Annotated in this window: 28 protein-coding genes; 8 read left to right on the top strand and 20 right to left on the bottom strand. The window is 55.9% G+C overall.

Annotated features, from left to right (window positions below; genetic code table 11):
• Positions 1-69 precede the first annotated feature (69 nt).
• Together OS189_RS10600 and OS189_RS10595 are read left to right on the top strand one after the other, a co-directional pair.
• Positions 70-828: an electron transfer flavoprotein subunit beta/FixA family protein gene (locus OS189_RS10600; RefSeq protein WP_267167285.1), complete on the top strand. Its 759-nt coding sequence runs from the start codon at positions 70-72 to the stop codon at positions 826-828.
• On the top strand, positions 828-1,754 hold the full coding sequence (locus OS189_RS10595; protein WP_267167284.1) for an electron transfer flavoprotein subunit alpha/FixB family protein: 927 nt from the start codon (positions 828-830) through the stop codon (positions 1,752-1,754). Before OS189_RS10600 ends, OS189_RS10595 begins: the two co-directional genes overlap by 1 nt.
• A 66-nt stretch (positions 1,755-1,820) precedes the next feature.
• Here OS189_RS10595 and OS189_RS10590 read toward each other — a convergent pair whose 3' ends face one another.
• A complete protein-coding gene (locus OS189_RS10590) occupies positions 1,821-2,633 on the bottom strand; it encodes a DUF6473 family protein (RefSeq protein WP_267167283.1) in 813 nt (270 codons plus the stop codon).
• A gap of 157 nt (positions 2,634-2,790) precedes the next feature.
• Between OS189_RS10590 and OS189_RS10585 the strand changes: the two genes are divergently transcribed.
• The gene (locus OS189_RS10585) at positions 2,791-3,666 is read left to right on the top strand and encodes a 3-hydroxybutyryl-CoA dehydrogenase (protein ID WP_267167282.1); all 876 of its coding nucleotides are present in this window, start codon (positions 2,791-2,793) and stop codon (positions 3,664-3,666) included.
• 3 nt (positions 3,667-3,669) lie between these two features.
• On the opposite strand, the gene OS189_RS10580 is transcribed toward OS189_RS10585, so the two are convergent.
• The 7 genes from OS189_RS10580 to OS189_RS10550 are packed head-to-tail and all read right to left on the bottom strand — an operon-like array spanning position 3,670 to position 9,027.
• On the bottom strand, positions 3,670-4,560 hold the full coding sequence (locus tag OS189_RS10580) for a lysophospholipid acyltransferase family protein (RefSeq protein WP_267167281.1): 891 nt from the start codon (positions 4,558-4,560) through the stop codon (positions 3,670-3,672).
• Positions 4,561-4,599: 39 nt separating this feature from the next.
• Positions 4,600-4,869: an HPr family phosphocarrier protein gene (locus OS189_RS10575; RefSeq protein WP_267167280.1), complete on the bottom strand. Its 270-nt coding sequence runs from the start codon at positions 4,867-4,869 to the stop codon at positions 4,600-4,602.
• A gap of 12 nt (positions 4,870-4,881) precedes the next feature.
• A complete protein-coding gene (locus tag OS189_RS10570; RefSeq protein WP_267167279.1) occupies positions 4,882-5,274 on the bottom strand; it encodes a PTS sugar transporter subunit IIA in 393 nt (130 codons plus the stop codon).
• A complete protein-coding gene (rapZ, locus tag OS189_RS10565) occupies positions 5,271-6,167 on the bottom strand; it encodes an RNase adapter RapZ (RefSeq protein ID WP_416237473.1) in 897 nt (298 codons plus the stop codon). The genes OS189_RS10570 and rapZ overlap by 4 nt, the downstream gene beginning before the upstream one ends.
• Positions 6,168-6,178: 11 nt before the next feature.
• On the bottom strand, positions 6,179-6,595 hold the full coding sequence (locus tag OS189_RS10560; protein WP_267167277.1) for an HPr kinase/phosphorylase: 417 nt from the start codon (positions 6,593-6,595) through the stop codon (positions 6,179-6,181).
• 3 nt (positions 6,596-6,598) lie between these two features.
• Entirely contained in the window at positions 6,599-8,317 is a 1,719-nt protein-coding gene (locus tag OS189_RS10555; RefSeq protein ID WP_267167276.1) for a sensor histidine kinase, read from the bottom strand.
• A gap of 8 nt (positions 8,318-8,325) precedes the next feature.
• A complete protein-coding gene (locus OS189_RS10550) occupies positions 8,326-9,027 on the bottom strand; it encodes a response regulator transcription factor (protein WP_267167275.1) in 702 nt (233 codons plus the stop codon).
• Positions 9,028-9,428: 401 nt separating this feature from the next.
• Between OS189_RS10550 and OS189_RS10545 the strand changes: the two genes are divergently transcribed.
• Entirely contained in the window at positions 9,429-11,027 is a 1,599-nt protein-coding gene (locus OS189_RS10545) for a phosphoenolpyruvate carboxykinase (RefSeq protein WP_267167274.1), read from the top strand.
• Positions 11,028-11,089: 62 nt separating this feature from the next.
• Here OS189_RS10545 and OS189_RS10540 read toward each other — a convergent pair whose 3' ends face one another.
• Together OS189_RS10540 and OS189_RS10535 are read right to left on the bottom strand one after the other, a co-directional pair.
• The gene (locus OS189_RS10540) at positions 11,090-11,806 is read right to left on the bottom strand and encodes a hypothetical protein (protein ID WP_267167273.1); all 717 of its coding nucleotides are present in this window, start codon (positions 11,804-11,806) and stop codon (positions 11,090-11,092) included.
• A 72-nt stretch (positions 11,807-11,878) separates the two neighbouring features.
• A complete protein-coding gene (locus OS189_RS10535) occupies positions 11,879-12,712 on the bottom strand; it encodes a LysR family transcriptional regulator (protein WP_267167272.1) in 834 nt (277 codons plus the stop codon).
• Positions 12,713-12,955: 243 nt separating this feature from the next.
• On the opposite strand from OS189_RS10535, the gene OS189_RS10530 reads away from it, so the two are divergent.
• Positions 12,956-13,327 carry a helix-turn-helix domain-containing protein gene (locus tag OS189_RS10530; protein ID WP_267167271.1) on the top strand — a complete coding sequence of 124 codons (372 nt, stop codon included), beginning with the start codon at positions 12,956-12,958 and terminating at the stop codon, positions 13,325-13,327.
• Here OS189_RS10530 and OS189_RS10525 read toward each other — a convergent pair.
• Positions 13,320-14,087, bottom strand: coding sequence for a sulfite exporter TauE/SafE family protein (locus OS189_RS10525; protein WP_267167270.1), 768 nt, complete (start codon positions 14,085-14,087; stop codon positions 13,320-13,322). The genes OS189_RS10530 and OS189_RS10525 overlap by 8 nt on opposite strands.
• Positions 14,088-14,253: 166 nt before the next feature.
• Between OS189_RS10525 and OS189_RS10520 the strand changes: the two genes are divergently transcribed.
• The 3 genes from OS189_RS10520 to OS189_RS10510 all read left to right on the top strand — a co-directional run bounded on the left by OS189_RS10520 (position 14,254) and on the right by OS189_RS10510 (position 16,915).
• Positions 14,254-15,936, top strand: coding sequence for an acyl-CoA dehydrogenase family protein (locus tag OS189_RS10520; RefSeq protein ID WP_267167269.1), 1,683 nt, complete (start codon positions 14,254-14,256; stop codon positions 15,934-15,936).
• 65 nt (positions 15,937-16,001) lie between these two features.
• On the top strand, positions 16,002-16,523 hold the full coding sequence (locus tag OS189_RS10515; RefSeq protein WP_267167268.1) for a TetR/AcrR family transcriptional regulator: 522 nt from the start codon (positions 16,002-16,004) through the stop codon (positions 16,521-16,523).
• Positions 16,520-16,915 (top strand): META domain-containing protein, encoded by a 396-nt coding sequence (locus OS189_RS10510; protein WP_267167267.1) that lies wholly within the window; start codon positions 16,520-16,522, stop codon positions 16,913-16,915. The genes OS189_RS10515 and OS189_RS10510 overlap by 4 nt, the downstream gene beginning before the upstream one ends.
• Here OS189_RS10510 and recO read toward each other — a convergent pair.
• The 9 genes from recO to OS189_RS10465 form a co-directional block, all read right to left on the bottom strand.
• Positions 16,899-17,624 carry a DNA repair protein RecO gene (gene recO, locus OS189_RS10505; protein WP_267167266.1) on the bottom strand — a complete coding sequence of 242 codons (726 nt, stop codon included), beginning with the start codon at positions 17,622-17,624 and terminating at the stop codon, positions 16,899-16,901. The genes OS189_RS10510 and recO overlap by 17 nt on opposite strands.
• The gene (locus tag OS189_RS10500) at positions 17,624-17,953 is read right to left on the bottom strand and encodes a DUF1491 family protein (RefSeq protein WP_267167265.1); all 330 of its coding nucleotides are present in this window, start codon (positions 17,951-17,953) and stop codon (positions 17,624-17,626) included. The genes recO and OS189_RS10500 overlap by 1 nt, the downstream gene beginning before the upstream one ends.
• Before the next feature lie 64 nt (positions 17,954-18,017).
• Positions 18,018-18,959 (bottom strand): GTPase Era, encoded by a 942-nt coding sequence (era, locus tag OS189_RS10495; protein WP_267167264.1) that lies wholly within the window; start codon positions 18,957-18,959, stop codon positions 18,018-18,020.
• Complete coding sequence (gene rnc / locus OS189_RS10490; protein WP_267167263.1) at positions 18,956-19,642, bottom strand: ribonuclease III; 687 nt, start codon at positions 19,640-19,642, stop codon at positions 18,956-18,958. Before rnc ends, era begins: the two co-directional genes overlap by 4 nt.
• Positions 19,639-20,475, bottom strand: coding sequence for a signal peptidase I (gene lepB, locus OS189_RS10485; RefSeq protein ID WP_267167262.1), 837 nt, complete (start codon positions 20,473-20,475; stop codon positions 19,639-19,641). Before lepB ends, rnc begins: the two co-directional genes overlap by 4 nt.
• A gap of 74 nt (positions 20,476-20,549) precedes the next feature.
• The gene (acpS, locus tag OS189_RS10480; protein ID WP_267167261.1) at positions 20,550-20,951 is read right to left on the bottom strand and encodes a holo-ACP synthase; all 402 of its coding nucleotides are present in this window, start codon (positions 20,949-20,951) and stop codon (positions 20,550-20,552) included.
• A gap of 46 nt (positions 20,952-20,997) precedes the next feature.
• Positions 20,998-21,741, bottom strand: a complete 744-nt coding sequence (locus OS189_RS10475; RefSeq protein ID WP_267167260.1) for a pyridoxine 5'-phosphate synthase — start codon at positions 21,739-21,741, stop codon at positions 20,998-21,000.
• A complete protein-coding gene (locus OS189_RS10470; RefSeq protein ID WP_267167259.1) occupies positions 21,734-22,417 on the bottom strand; it encodes a DUF2062 domain-containing protein in 684 nt (227 codons plus the stop codon). Before OS189_RS10470 ends, OS189_RS10475 begins: the two co-directional genes overlap by 8 nt.
• Positions 22,414-24,561 carry a RelA/SpoT family protein gene (locus OS189_RS10465; protein ID WP_267167258.1) on the bottom strand — a complete coding sequence of 716 codons (2,148 nt, stop codon included), beginning with the start codon at positions 24,559-24,561 and terminating at the stop codon, positions 22,414-22,416. The genes OS189_RS10470 and OS189_RS10465 overlap by 4 nt, the downstream gene beginning before the upstream one ends.
• Positions 24,562-24,592 lie beyond the last annotated feature (31 nt).

The following is a 24,592-nucleotide window of genomic DNA, read 5'->3' as shown; positions in this document are numbered from 1 at the left end:
TTAAACATGAAACTGATTTATTGACTTGCCCACACGGGGCTGAGTCGCAACCCAAGGAGATAATCGCTCATGAAGGTGCTTGTACCTGTCAAACGCGTGATCGACTATAACGTAAAAGTGCGCGTAAAAGCGGACGGTTCCGGTGTCGATCTTGCCAACGTCAAAATGTCCATGAACCCGTTCGACGAAATCGCTGTCGAACAGGCTATCCGTCTGAAAGAGGCCGGTCAGGCGGAAGAGATCGTCGCTGTATCCATCGGCGTCAAGCAGGCGCAGGAAACGCTGCGCACCGCGCTTGCCATGGGCGCAGACCGCGCGATTCTTGTGATTGCATCGGAAGACGTACATCATGACATCGAGCCGCTGACAGTTGCCAAAATCCTCAAAGGGATCATCGACGAAGAGCAGCCCGGTCTGGTGCTGTGCGGTAAACAGGCGATCGATAACGACATGAACGCAACCGGCCAGATGCTGTCAGCGCTGATGGGCTGGTCACAGGCTACATTCGCCTCCGAATTGTCCATTGATGGCGACAAAGCAGTGGTCACACGCGAAGTTGACGGCGGCTTGCAGACGATCAAGGTCAACATGCCAACTGTTGTAACAGTTGATTTGCGCCTGAACGAGCCGCGCTATGCGTCGCTGCCCAACATCATGAAAGCAAAGAAAAAGCCGCTGGATGAAAAGACACCTGCCGACTACGGTGTCGAAGTATCCAACCGCCTTGAAATCGTAAAAACGGTAGAGCCTGCCGCGCGCGCCGCAGGGATCAAGGTCGGGTCGGTTGACGAGCTTGTGGCGAAACTCAAAGAAGCGGGGGCCGTGTAATGGCTGTTCTACTCCTTGCAGAAGTAAACAATGGCGAACTGGCGATGGATGCCACGGCAAAGGCCGTGACAGCCGCCAAGCAACTGGGTGATGTGGTTGTGCTGGCCGCAGGTGGTTCTGCCGCCGCAGCGGGCGAAGCGGCATCCAAGATTGACGGTGTTTCCAAGGTTCTTGTGGCCGAGGATGACTCGCTGGGTCACCGCATGGCAGAAACCACTGCCGCGCTTATCGTGTCGCTGGCGGGTGACTATGATCACATCGTAGCCCCCTCAACCACCGATGCGAAAAACGTCATGGCGCGCGTTGCGGGCCTGTTGGACGTGATGATCATCTCTGACGCGACCGCCGTGGTTGACGCGGACACATTCGAGCGTCCGATCTATGCTGGTAACGCCATGCAGACCGTCAAATCTTCTGACGCGAAAAAGGTTATCACTTTCCGCACGTCAACGTTCGATGCGGCTGGCGAGGGCGGCTCGGCGGGTGTCGAAACGGTTTCCGCCGCAGACAACCCCGGCCTGTCCGAGTGGGTTGAAGACAAAGTCGCCGAAAGCGATCGTCCCGAGCTCACATCGGCTGGCGTTGTCGTTTCCGGTGGTCGCGGTGTTGGGTCTGAAGAGCAGTTCAAACTGATCGAGGATCTGGCTGACAAGCTGGGCGCTGCTGTTGGTGCGTCGCGCGCCGCCGTGGACTCAGGCTATGCACCAAACGACTGGCAGGTGGGCCAGACGGGCAAGGTGGTTGCACCTGATCTGTATGTCGCGGTCGGTATTTCTGGTGCGATCCAGCACCTTGCCGGTATGAAAGACAGCAAGATCATCGTTGCGATCAACAAAGATGAAGAAGCGCCGATCTTTCAAGTTGCCGATTACGGGCTTGTCGCGGACCTTTTCGAAGCTGTACCGGAACTGATCGAAAAGCTCTAAGCGTTTCAGGTCGTACGAAATTCAAAAGGCCCACCTGTTTGGTGGGCCTTTTGCGTTAGTGCCACTCTACATCAACCGGTCAAGAACCGGACTGAGCGTTTCAGCTGTGTCGCTATGGAACTCCGGCCCGGGCAGCTGTTTAGCTGCATCTTCTTCAAGCAAATTATACACCATGCCTTGCATGTGCCCGCTGCCTGATCCTGCATTGTCCGGCATTTCAACGCAGGCAGAGAAGACCGGTCCTAGGGCATCAATCATATTGTCGGTGACCGGAGCGATACCGCCGCAACGCAAGTTGCCGCTGCGATCCGCGCCCAGCCTTAGCAACACCACAGGTCCGCCCAGTTTTTTCAAAAGTTGCCTCATTCTGCGAATCCATCCGCGCTGCAACATACGCCGCACAAGCAAAAAACGGTCTGCGTCTATGCGCTGTAGGTGGCTCACTAGATGCTGCGTAAAATGGAACTGCGTAAAATCCACTTCGGGATACAACTGTTTCAGCTGCCTGGACGCGCGCAAGAACCTGTCATTGCGACGTGGATGCACCGCGTAAAATAGATTGCTGGCATTAACGGCCCCCAAAACCTCGACCACAGTCACACGCGCGCCTTGCGCAATTTCATGCACGACTGCCTCCTGTTCATAAACCTCGACGCCGGCATTCACCTGGCCGAGATTTACCGAAGTCACACCCGTCAAATGTTCAACCTTCAGCGGATAGGGTTGTTCGATAAATTTGCCGAATGTCTGCGTACCCCCCAGGAAGGCCACATAGGGTGCCCCCAGATCACGCCTTGGTCCTCTGAATACAAGTTTCGACGCGCCATAATGGCACGGCAGATAGTCAAGGGCCCCCGCCCCCAGTACATCATAGGTCATTGAACCCACCTTTTTTCTCACCCGCTACGTTTATGATCGGCTGGTTCTTACGATTCGCTTAAAGGGTGCCTTTGTATCAGATTTTCAGCAGTCGCAGCCCTTGCAGGGGGGCATCACTCCGCCGTAAGCTTGCGCCAAACAACAAAGGACTACAGCCATGCATATCCAGACAATCGGCATCGTTGGCGCGGGACAGATGGGCAATGGCATTGCGCATGTGATGTCACTGGCAGGGTATGACGTGATGCTCAACGACATCAGCGAAGACGCCCTGAGCAAAGCCATGGACCTGATGCGCGGGAATATGTCCCGTCAGGTGGGACGCGGCAAGATTACAGAAGCTGATATGGACGCAGCACTTGCCCGTATCAAAACCACGGTAACCCTCAGTGATCTTGGCCCATCCGATCTGATCATCGAGGCGGCGACCGAACGCGAGACGGTCAAGCAAGCGATTTTCGAAGATTTGCTGCCGCACCTCAAGCCGGAGACAATTCTGACATCAAACACCTCGTCAATATCCATCACCCGTCTGGCGAGCCGCACAGACCGGCCCGAACGGTTTATGGGTTTCCACTTTATGAACCCTGTGCCCGTGATGCAGCTGGTCGAATTGATCAGGGGTATCGCCACCAACGAAGAAACATTCGCGGCCTGCAAAGAAGTTGTGGACCGTCTGGAAAAAACAGCCGCATCTGCCGAAGATTTTCCCGCATTTATCGTGAACCGTATCCTGATGCCGATGATTAACGAGGCGGTTTATACGCTGTACGAAGGTGTCGGCAGTGTTCAATCAATCGACAGCTCCCTCAAGCTGGGCGCAAATCACCCGATGGGGCCGCTGGAACTAGCTGATTTTATCGGCCTTGATACCTGTCTGGCAATTATGAACGTCCTGCATGACGGGCTGGCGGATACCAAATATCGCCCCTGCCCCCTGCTTACCAAATATGTCGAAGCAGGCTGGCTGGGACGCAAAAGCCAGCGCGGATTTTACGACTACCGAGGTGACGTTCCTGTTCCCACACGCTAGCTTTTAGTCCTTCAAGGCCAATGTATGGGCGCGCAGCCACTCCATAAAGCTGCGAGGATCATCCACGCGGGCGTCAATCTCGGATTGCGGGATTGGCGCACCGACAATGGGCTTTTGGGGTTTGTTGCAACTATGCGCGATTTCGTGCAGCAGCAAACCCTGCCGCAACATCGGAGAAAGCTGGTTCGCGATCTGGTAGGCGCGGCTGTTCTGACCCGGAAATTTCATCGGAACAACCTGCGCGCCGGAACGGCGGATCATCTTGGCGGTGAATACATTCCACTCTGCCTCTACTGCCGGGCCCCACCACGTCTGCGAGGCGGCAACAACGCCCGATGGAAACAGCGCAACAACGCCACCTTCCTTGAGGTGCTTCATCGCCTTTGCGCGCATCTCGACACCCTTGCGCTGCGCGTCCGGGTCATGGGGAAACGGCACCGGAATCATGTAACTTCCAGCGACTTCGTCAATCGAGGTCAGCAAAGACCGTGTCAGGATACGGTAATCGGGGCGCACACGGCCAATAAGGTCGGCAAATATCATGCCATCAACCATTCCGTGCGGATGATTGGCCACCACTATTACCGGCCCCTCCTTGGGGATCAGATCAAGCTGCGCCGGCGGAGTCATCAGATCTATGCCCATCGTATCCAGCGCCTGACGCCAGAAAGCTTGCCCGCTGGGCGCGCCGCGCTTTTCAAACTTCTGGATCATCCGAAGAATCTTTAGCTTGCCGGTGAGCAATTCCATTACCGAAATGAACCGCGCCTTCCACGGATCATCGAATGTAGACGCATACGAAAGGCTTCGACGGTCGTATTTTTGAAAGCTTACCTGCTCTTTGCCCGCGCTTGCGGCACGATGCGAACCAACAGATTGGGTTTCTTCTGCCACTTGGGCAACCTCACTTAACCTTGGGGATTGGTAGGCGCGCTACATACCCTCGCCAAATTTGTCTGCGACCAGCGCGGTTAATGCGGCGGCCAGTGCCTCCTCGTCCGCACCGGACGTTTCGACGTCAATAAAGCTTCCCTTTGCCGCTGCCAACATCAAAAGCCCCATAATGCTGTCGCCAGACGCGCTCATCCCGTCCTTACTTACTTCGGCAGAGGCGTCGAACCCTTCGACAACCTCGACAAATTTGGCGGAGGCGCGCGCGTGCAGGCCTTTTTCATTTACAATCTCAAGGGTGATGTTGGTCATTTGATAGCCTTGCTATTCTGTGCTGACGTTCTGGGCGTCGATGTATTTTCTACCGGCTTCCACGGCTGTGCGAACTGCCTCGGCTACGGGTTTGTGACGGTTTTTTGCAAGTTTGATCAACATGGGCAAGTTCACCCCGTAAACAATCCTGCGCCCCGCGGGCCTACATGCCATCAAGCTGAGATTTGACGGCGATGCGCCATAAAGATCGGTAACGACAACAACACCCTGTCCTTTGTCAACGGCATCGGCAGCATCACAAATTTCCGCCTGCTTTGCCGTGCGATCATGTTCCGCAGGGATCTCGATTGCACGGACGCCCTGTTGCGCGCCAATGATATGCTCCATCGCGGCAAGATATTCCCGCGCCAGTCCACCATGTGCAACAATCACAACACCAATCACGTCTTTTGCATCCCTTCCTGCTGGCGCGCGTTTATTTCCCGATGCCTGATCGACACCTGCCAGCCTTCATCGGCAAGCTGTGACGCGTGGCTTTCCGCAAGGGTTACCGATCTGTGCTGTCCGCCGGTACAACCGAACGCGATGGAAAAGTGGCTCTTACCCTCTTCCCGACACGCTGGCAAAATCAACCTGCTCATGTCCAGCACCTTTTGCGAAAACTCGTCGTACCGCGGATCGGTTGCGACATGTGCAGCCACGCGCGGATCAGTTCCGTTGAGGGCGCGCAACGAAGGCTCCCAATACGGGTTTTTCAGGAACCGGCAATCATACACCATATCAACCGATCGCGGCAGACCCCGCTTGTAAGAGAACGACTGTACCGCAACCGACAAGTGGCGTTTACCTCCGGGCGCGAACCAGTGTTCAACTTCCGCACGCAATTCATGCACATTCAGCGTCGACGTATCGATCAACATGTCAGCCCGCACACGCAACGGCATGAGAAGCTCTTGCTCAGCCCCTATTCCCTCGGCAGGTCTGTTAGCAGGTGCCATCGGGTGACGGCGCCGTGTCTCGGAAAAGCGGTGCAACAATACTTCGGTGCTGCAATCCAGAAAAAGAAGTTCAGCCAGAACACCGGGCTTCAGCGCCAATCTGCCCAGAAAATCAATGACGGTATTTGTCGAGAAGTCCCGATTTCGGGCATCAATCCCCAGCGCCAGCGGGCGTGACTGATCCGGGTCGTCAAGCAATACCGGCATCAGCCGCAGCGGCAGGTTATCTATCACCTCGTACCCAGCATCCTCCAGCACATTCAATGTCGTCGAACGCCCCGCACCGGAGGGACCGGTAACAACCACAATACGACGGAGATTTTGATCAGGAGGGGTCATCATTTCTCATTTCAGCTACCCTTCAGATAGGCATAGATCGCGGCAGGAAAATAGGGTGCGTCAACCTTGTGCAGGCAAGGCAGCGTTATGTCCAGCACTGTCATGCTATGCCGCAGGGGCAAGCGCTCGCGCTCGAGCCGGTCCATGTCTATCGCAAGCGCCACAGGTGCCGTTTCCAGATAGGGAACAGTTATGATACCAACGCCGCGCGCTTCGATCATGCCGGCGATTGTGTTTGGCGGAGCCGCGAACAATGTGTTTGCATCACAGGTGATATGTGTCCGGTCATCCGCCACCAGAACAGCGCCCAACGGAATCAATTGCAGCGCCAATGCCGATTTGCCGCTTCCAGATGGTCCGGTGATCAGAATCCCTTTGCCTGCGATAGCAACGCAGGTGGCATGCAAAGTCGCGCTGCGCTTGCTCATAGGTTAGATTGGCAGACCGACGACAAACCGTGCGCCAAGCGGATCGGAGGTGATATCTGCTTCTGTCGGACGGATATTCTCCGCCCAAATCACACCGCCATGCGCCTCAACGATCTGTTTGGAAATCGCAAGCCCGAGGCCGGAGTTATTGCCAAAATGCTCTTCGGGACGTTCGGAGTAGAAGCGTTTAAAAATCTTTGACAACGCCTGATCGGGAATACCCGGACCGGTATCTTCGACGACAATCAAGACGCGATTTTCCCGCTTGCGCGCCCAAACCCGTATCGCATCACCGTCTTCGCAAAAAGAGATAGCATTGGTGATCAAGTTTACAAAAACCTGCGCCAGACGGGCTTCTAGCCCCTGCACGATAATGGGATCTTTCGGAAGGTCGATAATAAAATCGATACCGCGGTTTTTCGCGTCTTCACCCAGATACTGACCCAGATTGCCCAGCATCTTCATCAGGTTAAACGGCTCTTCCTCTTCCTTGACAAGTTCGCTGTCCAAACGGGACGCATTTGAAATATCGCTGACCAGACGGTCGAGACGGCGTACATCATGGTCGATCACATCCAGCAGCTTTTCACGCTGGTCGTCACGTTTTACCATCCGCAATGTGCCCACTGCGGAGCGGAGCGACGCAAGCGGGTTCTTGATTTCATGCGCCACATCGGCGGCAAATTGTTCGTTTCCATCAATACGGTTGTAAAGCGCCGAGATCATGCCGCGCAAAGCACCGGACAAGCGACCAATTTCATCCGGTCGCGCTGTAAGATCGGGAATACGGATACGGCCCGGGTTCATCTTGCGCGCATCCTTGTCCCGGCCCAGTTCGGCCGCGGCGGCAAGATCGGCCAACGGGTTGGCGATTGTAGATGCTAGGACAAGGCTGAGCCCGATGGAAACAAGGGTTGCGATAATAAACATCTGCAACACACGCTCGCGTTCTCCACGGACAAGACGGTCAATTTCGCCACTGGCACTGGCAATCGCCACCACGCCGACTGCGACGCCGTCCTGTTCGATAGGTGTCGCGACAGCAACCAGCGTTGCACCTGCTTCGTCGCGGTCTTCCTTGATCTGTGCGCCGTCTGTCAGCGTCGCGGCAACAACTGGCCCTAGCCTGTCTTCTATCGATAGAATGGGGCCGTCTGAGCGGAAGGGCGACGAGACCGCCCCCCAAAGCCAGTTCAAACCATCTGTCAGGATTGTTTTCGTCTCGGTGCCGTCAGATCGACCTTGAGCCAATGCATCACTGGCACCTTCGAAGCTGGAAATCAGCGCGCCATCGGTGTCAAAAACAAACACCTGAATACCGCTGCGCAGATCGAGACCCGCCAGCGTTTTTTCTATATCCACACCTTCGCCGACAGAAAGGTCAACAGTGTCCCCTTCGGGCAACTGCGCCTCGACAACATCGGCAATCAGTTCCGCTTCGGAGACAAGTGATGCCGCGCGCTGCACCGCAAGGCTTTCGCGGGATGAATTGAGGTAGAGAATACCCGCAACCAGCACGTTCAACGCGATCAGGTTAAACGTGATGATTTTGCGGGTCAGCGGCGATGCGCGCAGCGAGAAGAGGCCGCGCCGTTCACGACGGGCCCTGATTTCATTTGGCGCAGCACTGTCCGGCGCAACCCAATCGTCACCCAGAACAACATCACCATCGCGTTTTGCGGGTGTCAGGTCGCGCACGAAATCCCTCTCAACAATCGCCATTTAGCGGATTACTCTTCGTTATATCTATAACCGATCCCGTAGAGTGTCTCAATCGCGGAGAATTCGTCGTCTGCCGAGCGCATCTTCTTGCGCAAGCGCTTGATGTGGCTGTCGATGGTCCGGTCGTCCACATACACCTGATCGTCATACGCGACATCCATAAGCTGGTCGCGCGACTTAACAAAGCCGGGGCGCTGGGCCAAAGCCTGCAACAGCAGGAATTCTGTGACGGTCAAGGAAACGTCCTTGCCCTTCCAGCTAACCGCATGGCGCAGCGGGTCCATCCGCAGATCACCGCGTTCCATCACCTTGGTTTCTTCGGTATCGCCCACCTCGTCAGTCGCAACCGCATCCTGACGGCGCAACAATGCGCGAATACGCTCGACCAACAGGCGCTGGGAAAACGGCTTTTTCACATAGTCATCCGCGCCCATGCGCAACCCGAGGACTTCGTCAATCTCGTCGTCTTTGGACGTCAGAAAAATAACAGGCATCGCGGTTTTCTGACGAAGGCGCTGCAGCAGGTCCATCCCGTCCATCCGCGGCATTTTGATATCCAGAACAGCCATATCGGGCATTCGCTTGTTAAAAGCGTCCAATGCGGCCTGACCATCATTATATGTTTCCACCTCGAAACCTTCGGCTTCGAGAGTCATCGACACTGACGTCAGGATATTCCTGTCGTCATCTACCAATGCAATTTTTGACATTGCCTGCTTCCTTGTGCTGCTCAATATTGTTTTATTTTTTCAAGCATTGATCACTCCTTTTGCTGTCGAATCAATCCCAAACTGCGAATCATGCACTCCCCTAGCCACATTTAGGCCATAATTTGTTTCGGAATGGCTAAATTGCCTCACATTCAATCGGTTCAGCTGATATTTCTTGCCGGCGAGCCGGTCCGCGCTGACGGCAAAACAAGCGGGAACGCGCCATTCCGGCACCGGCTACAGCATTTGGCAATCTGGTGGCGCTAACTATGCAAACGCGCCTGTTCAACGCGTAAATCATCGTGCTAAGAGGCCGTTATTCCTCAGACGCCCGTGCGCATTTGGTCCGGGCATTTCCCAATACGCTGCGCAAAGCGCGCAGTTTCCAAAGGAGACATTGCATGCAAACCGGACGGGTCAACCCGAACTTCAGCCTCGACGATCAAGGGATCAAAGGGCTGGGCAATGTGTATTACAACCAGATGGAGCCTGCCCTGATCGAAGCTGCGCTGAAGCGGGACGAAGGTGCATTGGGCAAAGGCGGCGCATTCCTCGTTACCACCGGAAAATTCACAGGCCGCTCTCCGAAAGACAAGCACGTCGTGATGAGCGACAGTGTGAAAGACACGATCTGGTGGGAAAACAACGCCGAAATGTCGGAAGCCGGATTTGACGCACTGTACACAGATATGCTGTCCCACATGAAAGGCGGCGATTATTTTGTGCAGGATCTTGTTGGCGGCGCCGACCCCAAGCACGCGATAAACGTGCGCTTCGTAACCGAGCTTGCGTGGCATGGATTGTTCATCCGCAACATGATGCGCCGCCCCGACCGTGACCAGCTGAACGATTATGTGGCGGACTTTACCGTTGTTAACTGCCCCAGCTTCAAGGCAGACCCGAAAAAGCACGACTGTCGCTCTGACACCGTGATTGCAATGAACTTCGATCGCAAGCTGATCCTGATCGGCGGTACAGAGTATGCAGGCGAAAACAAGAAATCCGTATTCTCGCTGCTGAACTATCTGCTGCCAGAGAAAGGCGTGATGCCGATGCACTGCTCGGCCAACCATGCAGTTGGAAATCCGGTTGATACCGCGATTTTCTTTGGCCTGTCCGGCACCGGCAAAACCACCCTGTCAGCCGATCCCGAGCGGACGCTGATCGGCGATGACGAGCATGGCTGGTCAGACACCGGCACCTTCAACTTTGAAGGTGGGTGCTATGCCAAGACAATCAACCTCAGCCCCGAGGCGGAGCCGGAAATCTATGCCACAACAGAGAAGTTTGGCACGGTCATCGAGAACATGGTTTATGACGAGGAAACAAAAGACCTCGATTTTGACGATGACAGCCTGACAGCCAACATGCGCTGCGCCTATCCGCTGCACTACATCGCAAATGCGTCGAAAAAGGCAGTTGGCGGCCACCCCAAAAACATCATCATGCTGACCTGTGATGCGTTCGGTACGCTACCCCCTATTGCACGCCTGACACCTGCTCAGGCGATGTACCACTTCCTGTCGGGCTTCACCTCAAAGGTAGCAGGCACCGAGCGGGGCGTGACCGAACCGGAACCGACGTTCTCAACTTGCTTTGGCGCACCGTTCATGCCGCGCCGCCCCGAAGTTTACGGCAACCTGCTGCGCGAAAAGATCGCACAGCATGGCGCGACCTGTTGGTTGGTTAACACCGGCTGGACAGGCGGCGCTTACGGAACGGGATCCCGTATGCCGATCCGCGCAACCCGCGCCTTGCTAACCGCAGCACTTGACGGGTCACTGGTGACAGGCAAATTCCGCACCGATGAAAACTTCGGTTTTGAAGTGCCTGTATCGGTTGAAGGCGTCGCGGACATCCTGCTGGATCCACGCCGGACATGGGACAACCCAGAATCATACGACCGTCAGGTGAGCAAGCTGGTTGCGATGTTTGCAGAAAACTTCGAACAATACCTGCCCCACATCGACGATGATGTGAAAGCAGTCGTTATCGGATGATCCGAATTGGATAAAAAAACAGGGAAGGCCGGTGCAGAAAATGCAGCGGCCTTTTTCTTTGTCTATGCCGCCAATGCGACCAGATCGTTCAACGGCAGTTCCAGAACATAATGCATATCTTCACGATCCATAAAGACCATGAAACCTTCTACTGGTGCATCACGCCCGTCAAAGAACCACCGCAAGGCGCCTGGTTGCGAATTCATCCAGCCAAGGCGCTGAGGGAAACCTTTGCAGGCGACCGGTTTTGCCATCAGCCCGATCATGTGATCGGGATTCCAGTGTTGAAGCGCCTGACAAAATGCGTACCGGCCCAATACACAAGAAAACCCCTGCCCGCGCAGCGAATCATCACCCGGCTTGATCCAGAATTCACCGTTATAGCAAACGCTGCCAAACATCCGCTTCGATTTCGGACTGGCGCGATACCTTGACCGCGCGAGGTCAAGGTTGGGGGCAGCGGGTGGAAAATCTCTGAAGTTATGGGTGAAGTACTCGGCGATGCTCTGGTTTTTCATCTCAAGCATCCGCAAAGCCTGCGTATGAACAATTTCACCATCGGCGTTCCGGCCGATCACCCAAAGAGCGTTCTGCGGTGTCAGTTTGTGAACATCGGGGTCAAACGGCGCGCCCAGCGTTTGATCCGGTCGCGCATATTTCAAGATTTCCCGATAGGCTTCAAAGTCGTACCCGACCTCCAATTGAACGCCATATTGATGAAAAATCTCGGTACTGTTGGCAACAAATCTGTCGCCGGATTGGAGGGTTACCATTGTCATCGGGAATCGCCTTTTGCTGCCGCTACCCCATCAGTGTAGCGAATTACGCAACAAACTCCCCAAATTTTTCTGCTAGTTTATAAAATCAATCCTCGCCTCTTCTGGCATGTTGTCCAAAATTGTCGAATCTACATCGCTAATGCGCACCTCACAGGCGCGATCCACCACCGACATAATGGCGGGTGATCCGTCCGGCAGGCTGACACCCATCAGCAGACGGTCAAAAGCGGCAAATCTCAGCGGGCCGTCTTCGCCGCCCATCGGCAGCTTTGTCAGCACCTGATCCAGCCTGACGCCACGCCCCGTAGAAATGTCCTGAAAAGGCGCATCCGCAAGGCTGGCCAGCACGTCACCCCCCGGAAATTTGTTCAGATTTCGCCCAACACTGCTGCGCGCTTGCGCCCAACCGAACCAGTTTGAATAAAAGGAACTTTCGCCCACTTCGACACAAATCCAGCCCTCGGCATTTTCCCGGTACGCCACGATATAAGGGCGAATCGTCGCCATATGGCCGCTTTCCAACATCGCCTCCGACAGGGTCCACGCTTTCAACGCGGCGCGCAAAAGTTCGGAGCGGCAGGACCAGATCGTACTTAGAGGTTGCTGTTGTTGATGATAAACCCAACCGTTTTCACCCTCGAACGAAAACCTGAGCATTCCGGCGACGTATTCAAACTGTCCCTGATACCAGATTACACCTTGGTTCAGAAGCGCCTGCGCAGGGGCAAGCGCGCGCATCCCCTTCTCAGTCAACACATAGCGGCGTTGCTCTACTTCGAACAGCTTGACGCCCATCGCCTCTTCGAGCTGGGCAATGTGGCGACGCACGGTCTGGCGTGTACTTCCCAATTCGGCGACAGCGACGCTTAGGTTCAGGGTGCGCGCCAACGCGGTGAATGAGCGCATCATTTCGTGTAGAAGTGCCGGCGAATGCCGCTGCAACTCTGCTTGTGTAGGGGTACTTGATAAATCGTTCATAAAGGACGAATGTACATAAATCACCCATTAAGGCAACAATTATCATCCATTAAGGTTAAATCCCTATCACCACATGAGTTCATGGATTTGACAAAAAAGTCTAAATCTATCCAGTTGATTGAATGGAAAAATTCTCGGAAGAATGTAACAGTTACAATTTAAGGTTTAGTGATGGCTCATCCAGTTGATGTACACGTAGGGCGCAAGCTCAAGCAGATCCGCACATTACGGCGGTTTTCCCAGACAGACGTCGCCCACAGGCTCGACCTCTCTTTTCAACAAATACAGAAATACGAAATCGGCTCGAACCGCATTGCAGCGAGCCGCTTGTTTGATCTGGCTCAGATGTTTGACGTATCTCCAGCGTATTTTTTCGAAGGCCTTCAAGATTCGGGTCAGACTCCTACTCCTCGCGACTCGGGTCTCGAGATCGCCAATGCGCTCGCTTCTATTCAGGACGAAACCGTTAAAAAGAGGATCGTGAGCTTTATTGAGGATATCTCGGGTACAGCCGTTGCGCCAAAACGGAGGATGGTCAGGTAAACCACGCCCGCCTGATCAGATTCAGCCCCGCCAGAAAAAGCACAAACAATGTGGCGCGGCGAAATGCTGACTGATCAATCCGGTCCATTACCAACATACCAATGCGCATGCCCAGATACGCGGCCGGCACCATAGCGATCGAAAATCCGATTGTCTCCGCCCGCAGCACACCTGAAACAAGATGCGCGACGAGCAGTGCAACCGCCCCCAGTCCGTAAATCACCCCCTGCACCCGCATCTGGTCCTGCTTTGGTGTGTCTAACGCGGTAAGGTAGGCTACGGTCGGTGGGCCCCAAATCCCCGAAACGCCGCCCAACCCGCCAGCAATCACGCCCGCAACAAATTCAGCCGGCTTACTCTGCCCTGCAAGCCTGACCTTATATCCGGCCAGTTGCAGAATCGCAAAGAAGGTGACCGGCACACCGATAACCGTCATCATTGCCTGCTCGGGAAAAACGCGGACAAATTGCGCACTTATCATTAGGGCCAGTCCACCGACCATCAAAAACAGTTTGAATTTGATCGTCGAGACGACGGCGGCTTCAACGCCCTGTCGCAATGCCTGATGTCCGTTTGCCACCAACGTCGGCACGATCAATCCGGCAAGTGCCAGTTCGGGGGCCATAAATGTGGTCAAACCTGATATAAAGACCAGAGGCATGGCGAATCCCACCACGCCTTTGACAAAGCCTGCGATAATCGCAATCAATGCAGCAAGCCCAAGTTCATAGGGGGATAAAAGTGGGAAAACCGTTTCCATGCCCCTACATAACAAACAGTTGATCCGGTGCATCGAAATTCGAATGCCGACGATATAAATTCTTGGTGCGAAATTTTCGACCAAATTGCCGCAGCGAAACGTATTTTTATTGTGCTGCATCTGCGAAATGATTATGCCAAGGGCTAAGAAAAAAGGATACTGATAGATGGCACACGATGGACAGTTGAATGTGGAGGCACCGATCCTCCTTGACGATTTACTTGCCTTAACGGCCGCAGCTGTTGCGCCTGTTGATGCAATTCTGGCACGCGCCACCGATACTGTCCGCGCGATGGTCAGCGACGGCGACCGTGTCTCGAACGATCTGGTCGAACAGCAACAGACCGCGGCACATGGCCTTGCGTGGCTGGCCACCTATGCGCAGGCGTTGCGTCAGATGCAGTCATGGGCCGAACGGATGCAATCCGAAGGCAAATTCGGCGAAACCGAAGCCTTGATTCACCAGATCGCTTTTGGTGAATACCTCTGGCAGATTTACGGTGGCATCCAGATGAATCAGGGTGAAGTCGTCCGTTTGCAAGACCTAGGTCTAAGCCAGGATGACCAGCGCGGCCTTATGGACCCTGCAATCATGGCACTGACCCAAGGCGGCAATACCCAAGCGGCGCGCACCCGCCTTGTTGAATTGATGCAGGAACACTCCGCCAATGTCACGGTCGGCGCTACCGGCCTTGATGAAGAGTTGGAAATGATTCGCGAGCAGTTCCGCCGCTACGCTGTCGAAAAGGTAGAGCCGTTTGCCCACGAGTGGCACCTCAAGGACGAGCTGATCCCGCTGGAGATCATTAACGAGCTCGCCGAAATGGGTGTGTTCGGCCTTACAATTCCCGAGGAATATGGCGGTCTGGGGCTGTCCAAAGCCTCCATGTGTGTCGTCTCGGAAGAGCTTTCGCGTGGTTATATCGGTGTCGGCTCACTCGGCACCCGCTCGGAAATCGCTGCCGAATTGATTATCGCTGGTGGTACCGATGCGCAGAAAGAAAAGTGGCTGCCGCAGATTGCCTCTGCTGAGACGCTGCCCACCGCTGTGTTTACAGAGCCTAACACCGGCTCCGATCTGGGCAGCCTGCGCACCCGGGCCGTAAAGGAAGGCGAGACATACAAGGTCACTGGCAACAAAACATGGATCACCCACGCCGCCCGCACTCATGTCATGACGCTGCTGGCACGCACAGACTCCGCGACAGACAACTACAAAGGTCTGTCCATGTTTCTGGCCGAAAAGACCCCCGGCACCGATGAAAATCCCTTCCCGACCGACGGCATGACCGGCGGCGAGATCGAAGTGCTCGGCTATCGTGGCATGAAGGAATACGAGCTGGCTTTTGACGGCTTCGAAGTCAAAGCCGAAAACCTGCTTGGCGGCGAAGAAGGCAAGGGCTTCAAGCAATTGATGGAAACATTCGAAAGCGCGCGCATCCAGACAGCCGCCCGTGCTATAGGTGTCGCTCAGTCTGCACTGGATATTTCCATGCAATACGCGCAAGAGCGCAAACAGTTCGGCAAAGCCCTGATCAACTTTCCCCGTGTCTCCAGCAAGCTGGCGATGATGGCGGTCGAGATCATGATTGCCCGTCAGCTCACGTATTTCTCTGCTTTCGAAAAGGATCAGGGCCGCCGCTGCGACGTTGAGGCAGGCATGGCAAAGTTGCTGGGCGCACGTGTGGCATGGGCCGCAGCGGACAACGGCTTGCAAATTCACGGCGGCAACGGTTTCGCACTTGAATACAAGATCAGCCGCGTGCTTTGTGATGCCCGCATCCTCAACATCTTTGAAGGCGCGGCAGAAATTCAGGCACAGGTCATCGCCCGCCGCCTTTTGGGCTAAACCCCGCCGATCCTCACGGGGGCGCGCACTTGCGGCGCGCCCCCGCTGCGCATACCTGTGCGCCTATGAACAGCACCAGACTTTCCCCCGAAAAATGGATCGACGCAGGTTTCACTGCGCTCTGTGCCCAGGGCCCTCAGGCATTGGCAGCAGAACCTTTGGCGCGCCAGCTTGGCACGACCAAAGGCTCGTTCTACTGGCACTTCAAAGATGTGCCTGCTTACCACACTGCCTTGCTGCGTCATTGGCATTCAAAAGCACTTGCCGACGTCGTCGCGCGGTTGGGCGAAGAAGGCCCTGCCGATATCCGCTTGCGTAATTTCGGTCATGGCATCCTTGCAGATCAGACCGAAGCGGCCTTGCGCGTTTGGGCCCTCAACAACAGCATGGTTGCGGCCAGTATGGCCGAAGTGGATGCGGAACGGTCACAGTATCTGAACCATCTGTTGCGTCAGTTTGGCCTGCGCAACCCGGCATTCGGGCAGGCCATCCTTGGTGCTTTGATCGGCTTGCCGCACTTACAAATCGAAACTGATACCCCCGATGCTTTTGATGCGTTGGTCGATACAATTGTAGCACTGGCATGAAGACATTTCTCTTTGCAGTTGTCCTGCTGACCGCCCTTTCCGCCTGCAAAGGCGACGAGACAGTTCGCGCTTATGGCGGTGCTGATCACGTTTGGACACTCAAAGAACTCGGCGGCGCCACCTTTCCGGCCAAGGCAACACTAACATTTCCCAAAGCCGGCGAAATCGCAGGCGAAGGTCCGTGCAACCGCTATTTCGGCGCGCTCAAGACCCCCTACCCATGGTTTGACGCAGGCCCCATTGGCAGCACTCGGGTAGCATGCCCCGAAATGACGGCAGAAACGGCATTTCTCGCTGCGTTAGAATCCGCGACACTCTCTGAGGTTGCAGGCGATACGCTGGTTTTATCCAACACCGAAGGTCTGGTTATGGTCTTCAAATCGAGCGATTGAACGCATCGATAAAGCGTGCCCGCGCTTCCGGTAACGGCTTTGATGCCGCATCGCCAGCAAGCCGGGTGTGCAGAAAATATCCTGTTGTCTTGAGGCCTTGTGCAATTTCGGCATCACCGGCGGGTCCAACCCCGCGCAACACATCCGGCAATGGCAATAGCCTGTCCGCCCACTCCCCCGCGCCTTCGCGCGAAACAGCGCGCCCGGATTTGGGAGAGACATAGATTAGCCCTTCAGTGGCGCCGGTCACCGCACAGGCACCCAAATCCAAACCATACCCCAATTCTTCCAGCAGGCTTAACTCCCACTTCAGATAGGCCAATGGCCAGATATCATCCTGCCCCAACAGATCCAACAAAGTCTCGGTGCGCCTGTAAAGCGGAAGATGCGCCTCCCGCTCGGGCAGGCAAAAGCGGATCAATCCGGTCACGGCATTCAGCCCTGCCAGCGTCAGCCGTCCCCCCATGGCAATAGCCGCACGGCTGCGCACAGGCTCCACTGTGAAAGCGCCGATGTGATCTTCCAGCCGCGCGCGCCATGACAGATCCAACTGCGCACCCGGTTGCAAGATCGGCGAAATTTTACGGCTGGTGCCGCCGCGTACAATACCGGCATGGCGTCCCCGACTGGGCGTAAACACCTCGATAATCGCGGAGGTTTCCCCGTGGCGGCGCGAACTCAGTAATATGCCCTGATCGCGCCACTCCATCAGGCTAGCCCTTCGTGATCCAGCAGATGCCGGCCCGCTCGGTCTTCTACCTCGATCACCCAAAGGTCGGGATCAAAGGAAAGCTGCCGCGCCACCGCCTCATCAACCTCCGTCTCCGCGCCCGATGTCAATTCCGCCCAAACCCGCTCCCCGCTCGCCAGATCGAACGATCGTTGGTAAACCACCGCGTTTCCGTCCAGCGTCGCAAGCTTCACCAGTACCGCGCCCCCCGTGTCGTCCCCGTGCGCAACCACAAACGCAGAGATATCAAACACCCTTAGTCGCGCGAGATAGGCATCAACCCAGAACCGTGCAGTTAGACGGGACACAACGCCCCCGACATCATTAGTCCTGCAAACTCGATCCGGCGCCGGCCACATGCGGCCCCGCCGGTCATTGGTTGCCGTCCTTGAACTCCAGCCCCATCTCGGAATAGCGCTCGGATTCTTCCAGCCAGTTGGGCCGTACTTTTACTTGCAAAAACAGATGTATCTTGCGTCCCAGAAACTCTTCCATCTCTTCACGCGCCGCTTTGCCCACCGCTTTGATCGTCTCGCCCTTGTGACCGAGCACAATTCCCTTGTGCCCGTCTCGCACAACGTAAATCAACTGATCTATCCGCGCAGAGCCGTCTTTGCGCTCTTCCCACTTTTCGGTCTCAACTGTCATCTGGTAGGGCAATTCCTGATGCAGGCGCAGGGTCAGCTTCTCGCGGGTCATCTCTGCCGCAATCATCCGCATCGGCAGATCGGCAATCTGGTCCTCTGGGTACAGCCAGGGCCCTTCCGGCACCTGACCGGCAAGCCATGTGCGCAAAACGTCCACGCCGTGCCCCCGCTCCGCCGAGATCATAAATGTCTCGACGAAGGGATAAGCGTTGTTCAGCTTCTCGCTCAAGCCCAGGAGTACGGGCGCTTCCACCCGGTCGATCTTGTTGATTGCCAAAGCAACGCGCGCGCCTTCGCCGATCTCGTTCAACCGTTCGAGAATACGCTGCACCCCCTCTGTCAGGCCACGCTGCGCCTCGACGAGTAGCACCACAACATCCGCATCAGCAGCACCGCCCCACGCGGCGGCGACCATCGCCCGGTCCAGCCTGCGGCGCGGCTCGAACAGACCAGGAGTATCGACAAACACGATCTGGCTCTGCCCCTCCATGGCCACACCGCGTATGCGCGCCCGTGTTGTTTGCACTTTATGTGTCACGATCGAGACTTTGGCCCCGACCATCCGGTTCAGCAGCGTTGACTTGCCTGCGTTCGGCTCTCCGATCAGGGCGACAAACCCCGCACGCGTCGAAGCCGTATCTGCAGCGCTTGTCGGTTCGGTGTTCATGTCTCTTGCTCCAGTTGAGCCAGCAGCATCGCTGCGGCATCTTGTTCAGCGGCGCGTTTCGCACTGCCAGTCGCATGGGCCGTCTGGCCCGTGGACAAACGCGCAGCGATTGTAAACACCGGCGCGTGGTCCGGTCCGCTGCGCTTGGTCAGCACGTATTCAGGCGGCTCCAGCCCCCGCGCCTGCGCCCATTCCTGCAACGACGTTTTTGCATCCCGTGCATCGTCTTTAACAGAGGTTGTCCGCGCACCCCAGAGCCGCAAGATCAGTGCGCGCGCCGCATCAAAGCCGCCATCAATATACACAGCGGCAATCACCGCTTCCATGGCATCGCCCAGCAGCGCCTGCTTGCGCCGCCCGCCTGATAACATCTCCGAACGTCCAAGCCGCAGCACAGCACCGATATCGATTTCACGCGCTACATCGGCACAGGCTTCCTTGCGCACCAGCGCATTGAAACGCGGCGCCAACTGCCCCTCCGATGCTTTGGTGTCCAGCTGCAAAAGCGCCTCGGCCATAACCAGCCCCAGCACGCGGTCTCCCAAAAACTCCAGCCGCTGGTTATCATCGCGGTTGGGCGTCGACATGGAGGCATGAGTAACCGCCTCGTTCAGCAGTTTAGGCGTCTGGAATTTATACCCGAGACGCTCTTCAAATGCTCTGAGTTCGGAAGACAGTTTCACTTGATCCCTTTGAAAAAGCGGTCGCCGCGCCACGTCCAGAAAAACAACATGGACCGACCACCCGAACTGAAAACAATCCGGTCCGCGCGCCCGATCAGGTTTTCGTAAGGGACAAACCCCACCCCACCCGCTGCCTGAGCCAGACGGCTATCGGCGGAGTTATCGCGGTTGTCACCCATAAAGAAATAATGCCCCTCGGGCACAGAATAGACACCCGTACGATCTGATGCCTGCGGCCCGATGTTCAGCACCGCATAGCTTGCGCCATTTGGCATGGTTTCGATACTGCGCTCTTTTATGCAAATCCCGCCCTGACCAACGGCACCATTGGCACAGCGGGGGCGCAATCCTTGCGGTCCCTGAAGCTCCATCAGTTCTTCGAATTGCCCGTCGGGGGTTTGCTCGATCGATTCACCGTTGATCTGCACAATCCCGTCGGTGATCTGCAACTTGTCACCGGGCAGGCCGATCAGGCGCTTGATATAGTCGCGACCCGTTATCGGGTGGCGAAAAACCACAACATCACCGCGTTCGGGTGTGCCGCCGAACAAGCGTTTGTTATCGCCGTCAAACACGCCGCAAAGCTTTTTCGCATCCAGATTGATGCCGACACTCGGCAGGATGATGCTGGGACAGGAGGCGTAGGAGTAGCCATACGCCATCTTGTTCACGAAAAGGAAATCACCGATCAGCAGGGTCTGCTTCATTGAGCCGGAAGGGATCCAGAACGGTTGAAAAAACAGCGTGCGAAACACGCCAGCAATCAGCAGGGCATAGACAACCGTCTTGATTGTCTCGACGATGGCACCGCCCTTTTTTTCCGTCTTGGCCATGCGGCGCTCCTGTTGATTTAATCTTCGGGTTACATGCGCAGGGCGGCGCGCAGTGTCAAGGTGCGCGCACGCTCCTAGACTATAGGCCGCGCTTCTATCACCACAAATGCCTGCGCCCAGGGATGATCATCGGTCAGGGTGACGTGGATGATCGCTTCGTGGCCTTCCGGTGTCATGGCCGCCAGCCGCTCTGCTGCCCAGCCGGTAACTGCCATTACGGGTTGCCCTGTCTTTAGGTTGCTGACCGCCATATCACGCCAGCTGATACCCATCCGCAATCCTGTTCCCAACGCCTTTGAACATGCTTCTTTTGCCGCCCAGCGTTTTGCATAAGTGCCAGCCACATCTCTGCGACGCTCAGCCTTTGCTTGCTCGATCTCGGTGAATACCCGATTGCGAAAGCGGTCACCAAAGCGGTCCAACGTGCCTTGAATGCGTTCAATATTCGCCAGATCTGTGCCGATGCCCAAAATCATTCGGTCACCTGATCGAACGCTGTGGCAGCCACGTTACAGCAGACACTCAAACGCCCCGCGCTTCGTCCATCAGGCGGCGCATTTCATGGATTGCAGGTTCCAGCCCCAGAAATATCGCCTCGCCAATCAGAAAATGACCAATATTCAACTCGACCACTTCGGGAAAGGCGGCGACGGGTGAAACGGTATCATAGGTCAGCCCATGACCAACGTGAATTTCCAGCCCCAGCGCATGGCCGAAACTTGCCATCTCGCGCAGCTTGGCCAATTCGGCCTCTGCCTGTTCGAATCGACCCTCATGGTAGGCGTCGCAATACGCGCCCGAGTGCAATTCGACCACTTGCGCCCCGATCCGGTGCGCGGCTTCAAGCTGGCGCTGTTCTGCGGCGATGAAAATCGAAACGCGGCATCCCGCTTCGCGCAGCGGCGCGATAAAATGCGCCAGACGGTTTTCTTCGCGCGCAACCTCAAGCCCACCTTCGGTTGTCCGCTCTTCGCGTTTTTCGGGCACAATACAAACCGCATGCGGTTTGTGGCGCAGCGCAATCGATTGCATCTCGGCTGTTGCTGCCATTTCGAAATTCAGCGGTACGCTCAGCATTTCCATCAGCCCCTCGATATCGGCATCTGAAATATGGCGACGATCCTCACGCAGGTGTGCCGTGATCCCGTCCGCGCCCGCATCCTGCGCTATACGTGCTGCGCGCAACGGATCAGGCGTGTCGCCTCCACGCGCATTGCGCACTGTCGCAACATGATCGATATTCACACCCAAACGCAGCTTAGCCATTTGCCTTTTCCTTCTTGTCCTTCGCAGCCAGCTTTTTTTCTTCTGCTTTCGCAGCCGTCTTGGCTTTGAGCGCTTCAAACTTGGCCTTAATCGCACCTTTGCGCCGTCTCTGGTAGGCGTGCAGCACAGGCACAGCCAGATAGTAACTGATCGTCGCAAAGAAGATACCGGGCAAAATACCCCCGATCAGATAGGGATAGAATACATCCCGCGAAAAGATCGCAAGACCGGACCAGTCCATCTGGTCGGCAGTAAAAATCGAAACAAAGTTGTGCCACAAATCGCTTCCCGCATCCGAAAACTTGCGGCTAAGCGCGCGTAACTCGCCCTCTTCCAGTTCGGTGCCCAAAATCCAGTGACCAGATTTCAATGAGGCAAGCGCGATGAACACAAACGTCAGCGGGTTGCCCACAAACGTCGCCATCAGCGAGGCAAGAATGTTACCTTTCATCAGCTTCGCAATCAGCATGGCTGCAAAAAAGTGCATTCCGAACAGCGGCGAAAACGTGACGAAAACGCCTGCCCAAATCCCCCGTGCAATCCGTTCGGGGCTGTCAGGCAAGCGGCGCATCCGGTGTTTCACGTAATGAAATGCGCGCGCCCAACCGCCGCGCGGCCACAACATTTCCGTCACCGAACGAAACAAAGGTTTGGGATCACGCCGTTTGAAAATCACAGCACTTTCTCCACCACATCGCTGATGTCTGCTTCGACATCCCGGAAACGGCTGATCGCGGCCACGTTATTTTCCGCCTCAAGCGTCAGCATCAACGAATGCAACTGCATCACATCCCGCAATTCGGCGTTTATAAGAACCCTGAAATAGTCCGGCTTTCGTTCGACAAACCGCAGATCTGCGATATTAGCACCGGCTTCTCCGATAAGACTGCAAATACGGCCCAGAACCCCTTTGTCGTTTGCGACCGTGATATCAATAGTCACACCGTATACAGCAGGGTGACTGCCATCGTGCCAGCGCAGGTCTAGCCAGCGCTCGGGCTGATCTTCGTAGGCGCTGAGACGGTCACAATCGATTGCATGCAGCGTGACGCCCCGGCCGCGAAACGTAATTCCGACAATACGTTCGCCGGGCAATGGCTCGCAGCAAGGGGCGCGGTCAAACGACTGCCCTAGCTCCAGACCGATCACCGCGCGCTTCTGGTCAACTTCATCGCCGGTGACTTTGGCAAGCCCTGGATAAACCGCGCTCACCACTTCGCGACCTGTTATCTCGGCGCTGCCCAGCTGTTCCAACAGATCATCAACATCACCGACGCGCATGGCGCGTGCGGCTGTTGCCAGAACCTTGTCGGTGGCTTTCTTGCCCACATGCTCGAATGCCGAACGCGCGAGCTCGCGGCCCAATTTTACAAACCGCGCGCGATCCACGCTTCGCAGCGCTCTGCGAATGGCCGTCTTGGCTTTACCTGTGGTTGCGATGTCCAGCCATGTCGCCTGCGGCGTCTGGCCTTCTGCCGTGATGATTTCAACCGACTGGCCATTTTTCACCCGCGTCCAAAGGGGAGCGCGAATTCCGTCCACCTTCGCCCCCACACAGGCGGACCCGATACGAGTGTGGATTGCATAGGCAAAATCAATCGGAGTCGCACCGCGGGGCAGCTTGATGACTTCGCCCTTGGGCGTGAAGCAGAACACCTTGTCGGCGTACATTTCCAGCTTTACTGCTTCGAGAAAGTTCTGGTGATCATCTTCACCATCAAATTGCTCGGTCAGTTGAGAGACCCATTTTACTGGATCAACCGCAAACGGGTTTTTTGACCGCACGCCGTCACGGTAGGACCAATGCGCCGCAACTCCGGTTTCGGCCACGTCATGCATCTGGCGCGTTCGTATCTGCACTTCTACCCGCTTGCCGTCGCGGCCCGACACAGTTGTATGGATAGATCGGTAACCGTTGATTTTCGGCTGGCTGATATAGTCCTTGAACCGCCCCGGAACGGCGCGCCAGCGACGGTGGATCACGCCCAGCGCGCGATAACAGTCTTCCTCGCTGTCGGTGATAATGCGGAAACCGAAAATATCAGACAACCGCGAGAAAGACTGCTCCTTCTCTTCCATTTTGCGCCAGATGGAATAGGGTTTTTTGGCACGCCCCAGAATCTCGGCGTTCAGACCTGCGGCGGCGAGTTCCTTGCGCATGTCGGCGGTGATCCGCTCCACAACGTCGCCGGTTTCTTTTTGTAGCCGGATAAAGCGGCGGATGATCGACTGGCGCGCCTCGGGATTGAGCACCCGAAAGGCCAGATCCTCCAGCTCTTCGCGCATCCACTGCATCCCCATACGCCCTGCCAGTGGCGCATAGATATCCATGGTTTCACGGGCTTTTTGCACCTGCTTGTCAGGACGCATGGCCTTGATCGTGCGCATATTATGCAAACGGTCCGACAGCTTGACCAGAATAACACGCAGGTCTTTGGACATCGCCATAAACAGCTTGCGGAAATTTTCGGCCTGTTTGGTCTCCGAGGAATTCAGCTGCAAATTGGTGAGCTTGGTCACACCATCCACCAACTCCGCCACGTCCTTGCCAAACAGTTCCAACACCTCGCCATATGACGCAGGTGTGTCCTCTATGGTGTCGTGCAGCAATGCGGTGATAATTGTGGCATCATCGAGCTGCTGCTCTGCCAGAATGGCAGCCACAGCAACAGGATGGGTGAAATAGGGCTCACCCGAATGACGGGTCTGCCCCTCGTGCATCCGCTCTCCATAGGAGTAGGCGGCGCGAATAAGCGCTTCGTTTGTTTTGGGGTTAAACCCGCGGACCAATGTAACAAGATCATCGGCAGTCGTTGTCATTATCTGCCTCGGTCTTCTGACAAGAAGATCA

Origin of the sequence: Sulfitobacter sp. F26169L (assembly GCF_026410285.1) — a bacterium.
Lineage (GTDB): Bacteria > Pseudomonadota > Alphaproteobacteria > Rhodobacterales > Rhodobacteraceae > Sulfitobacter.
This window is presented reverse-complemented; position numbering and strand designations above follow the sequence as displayed.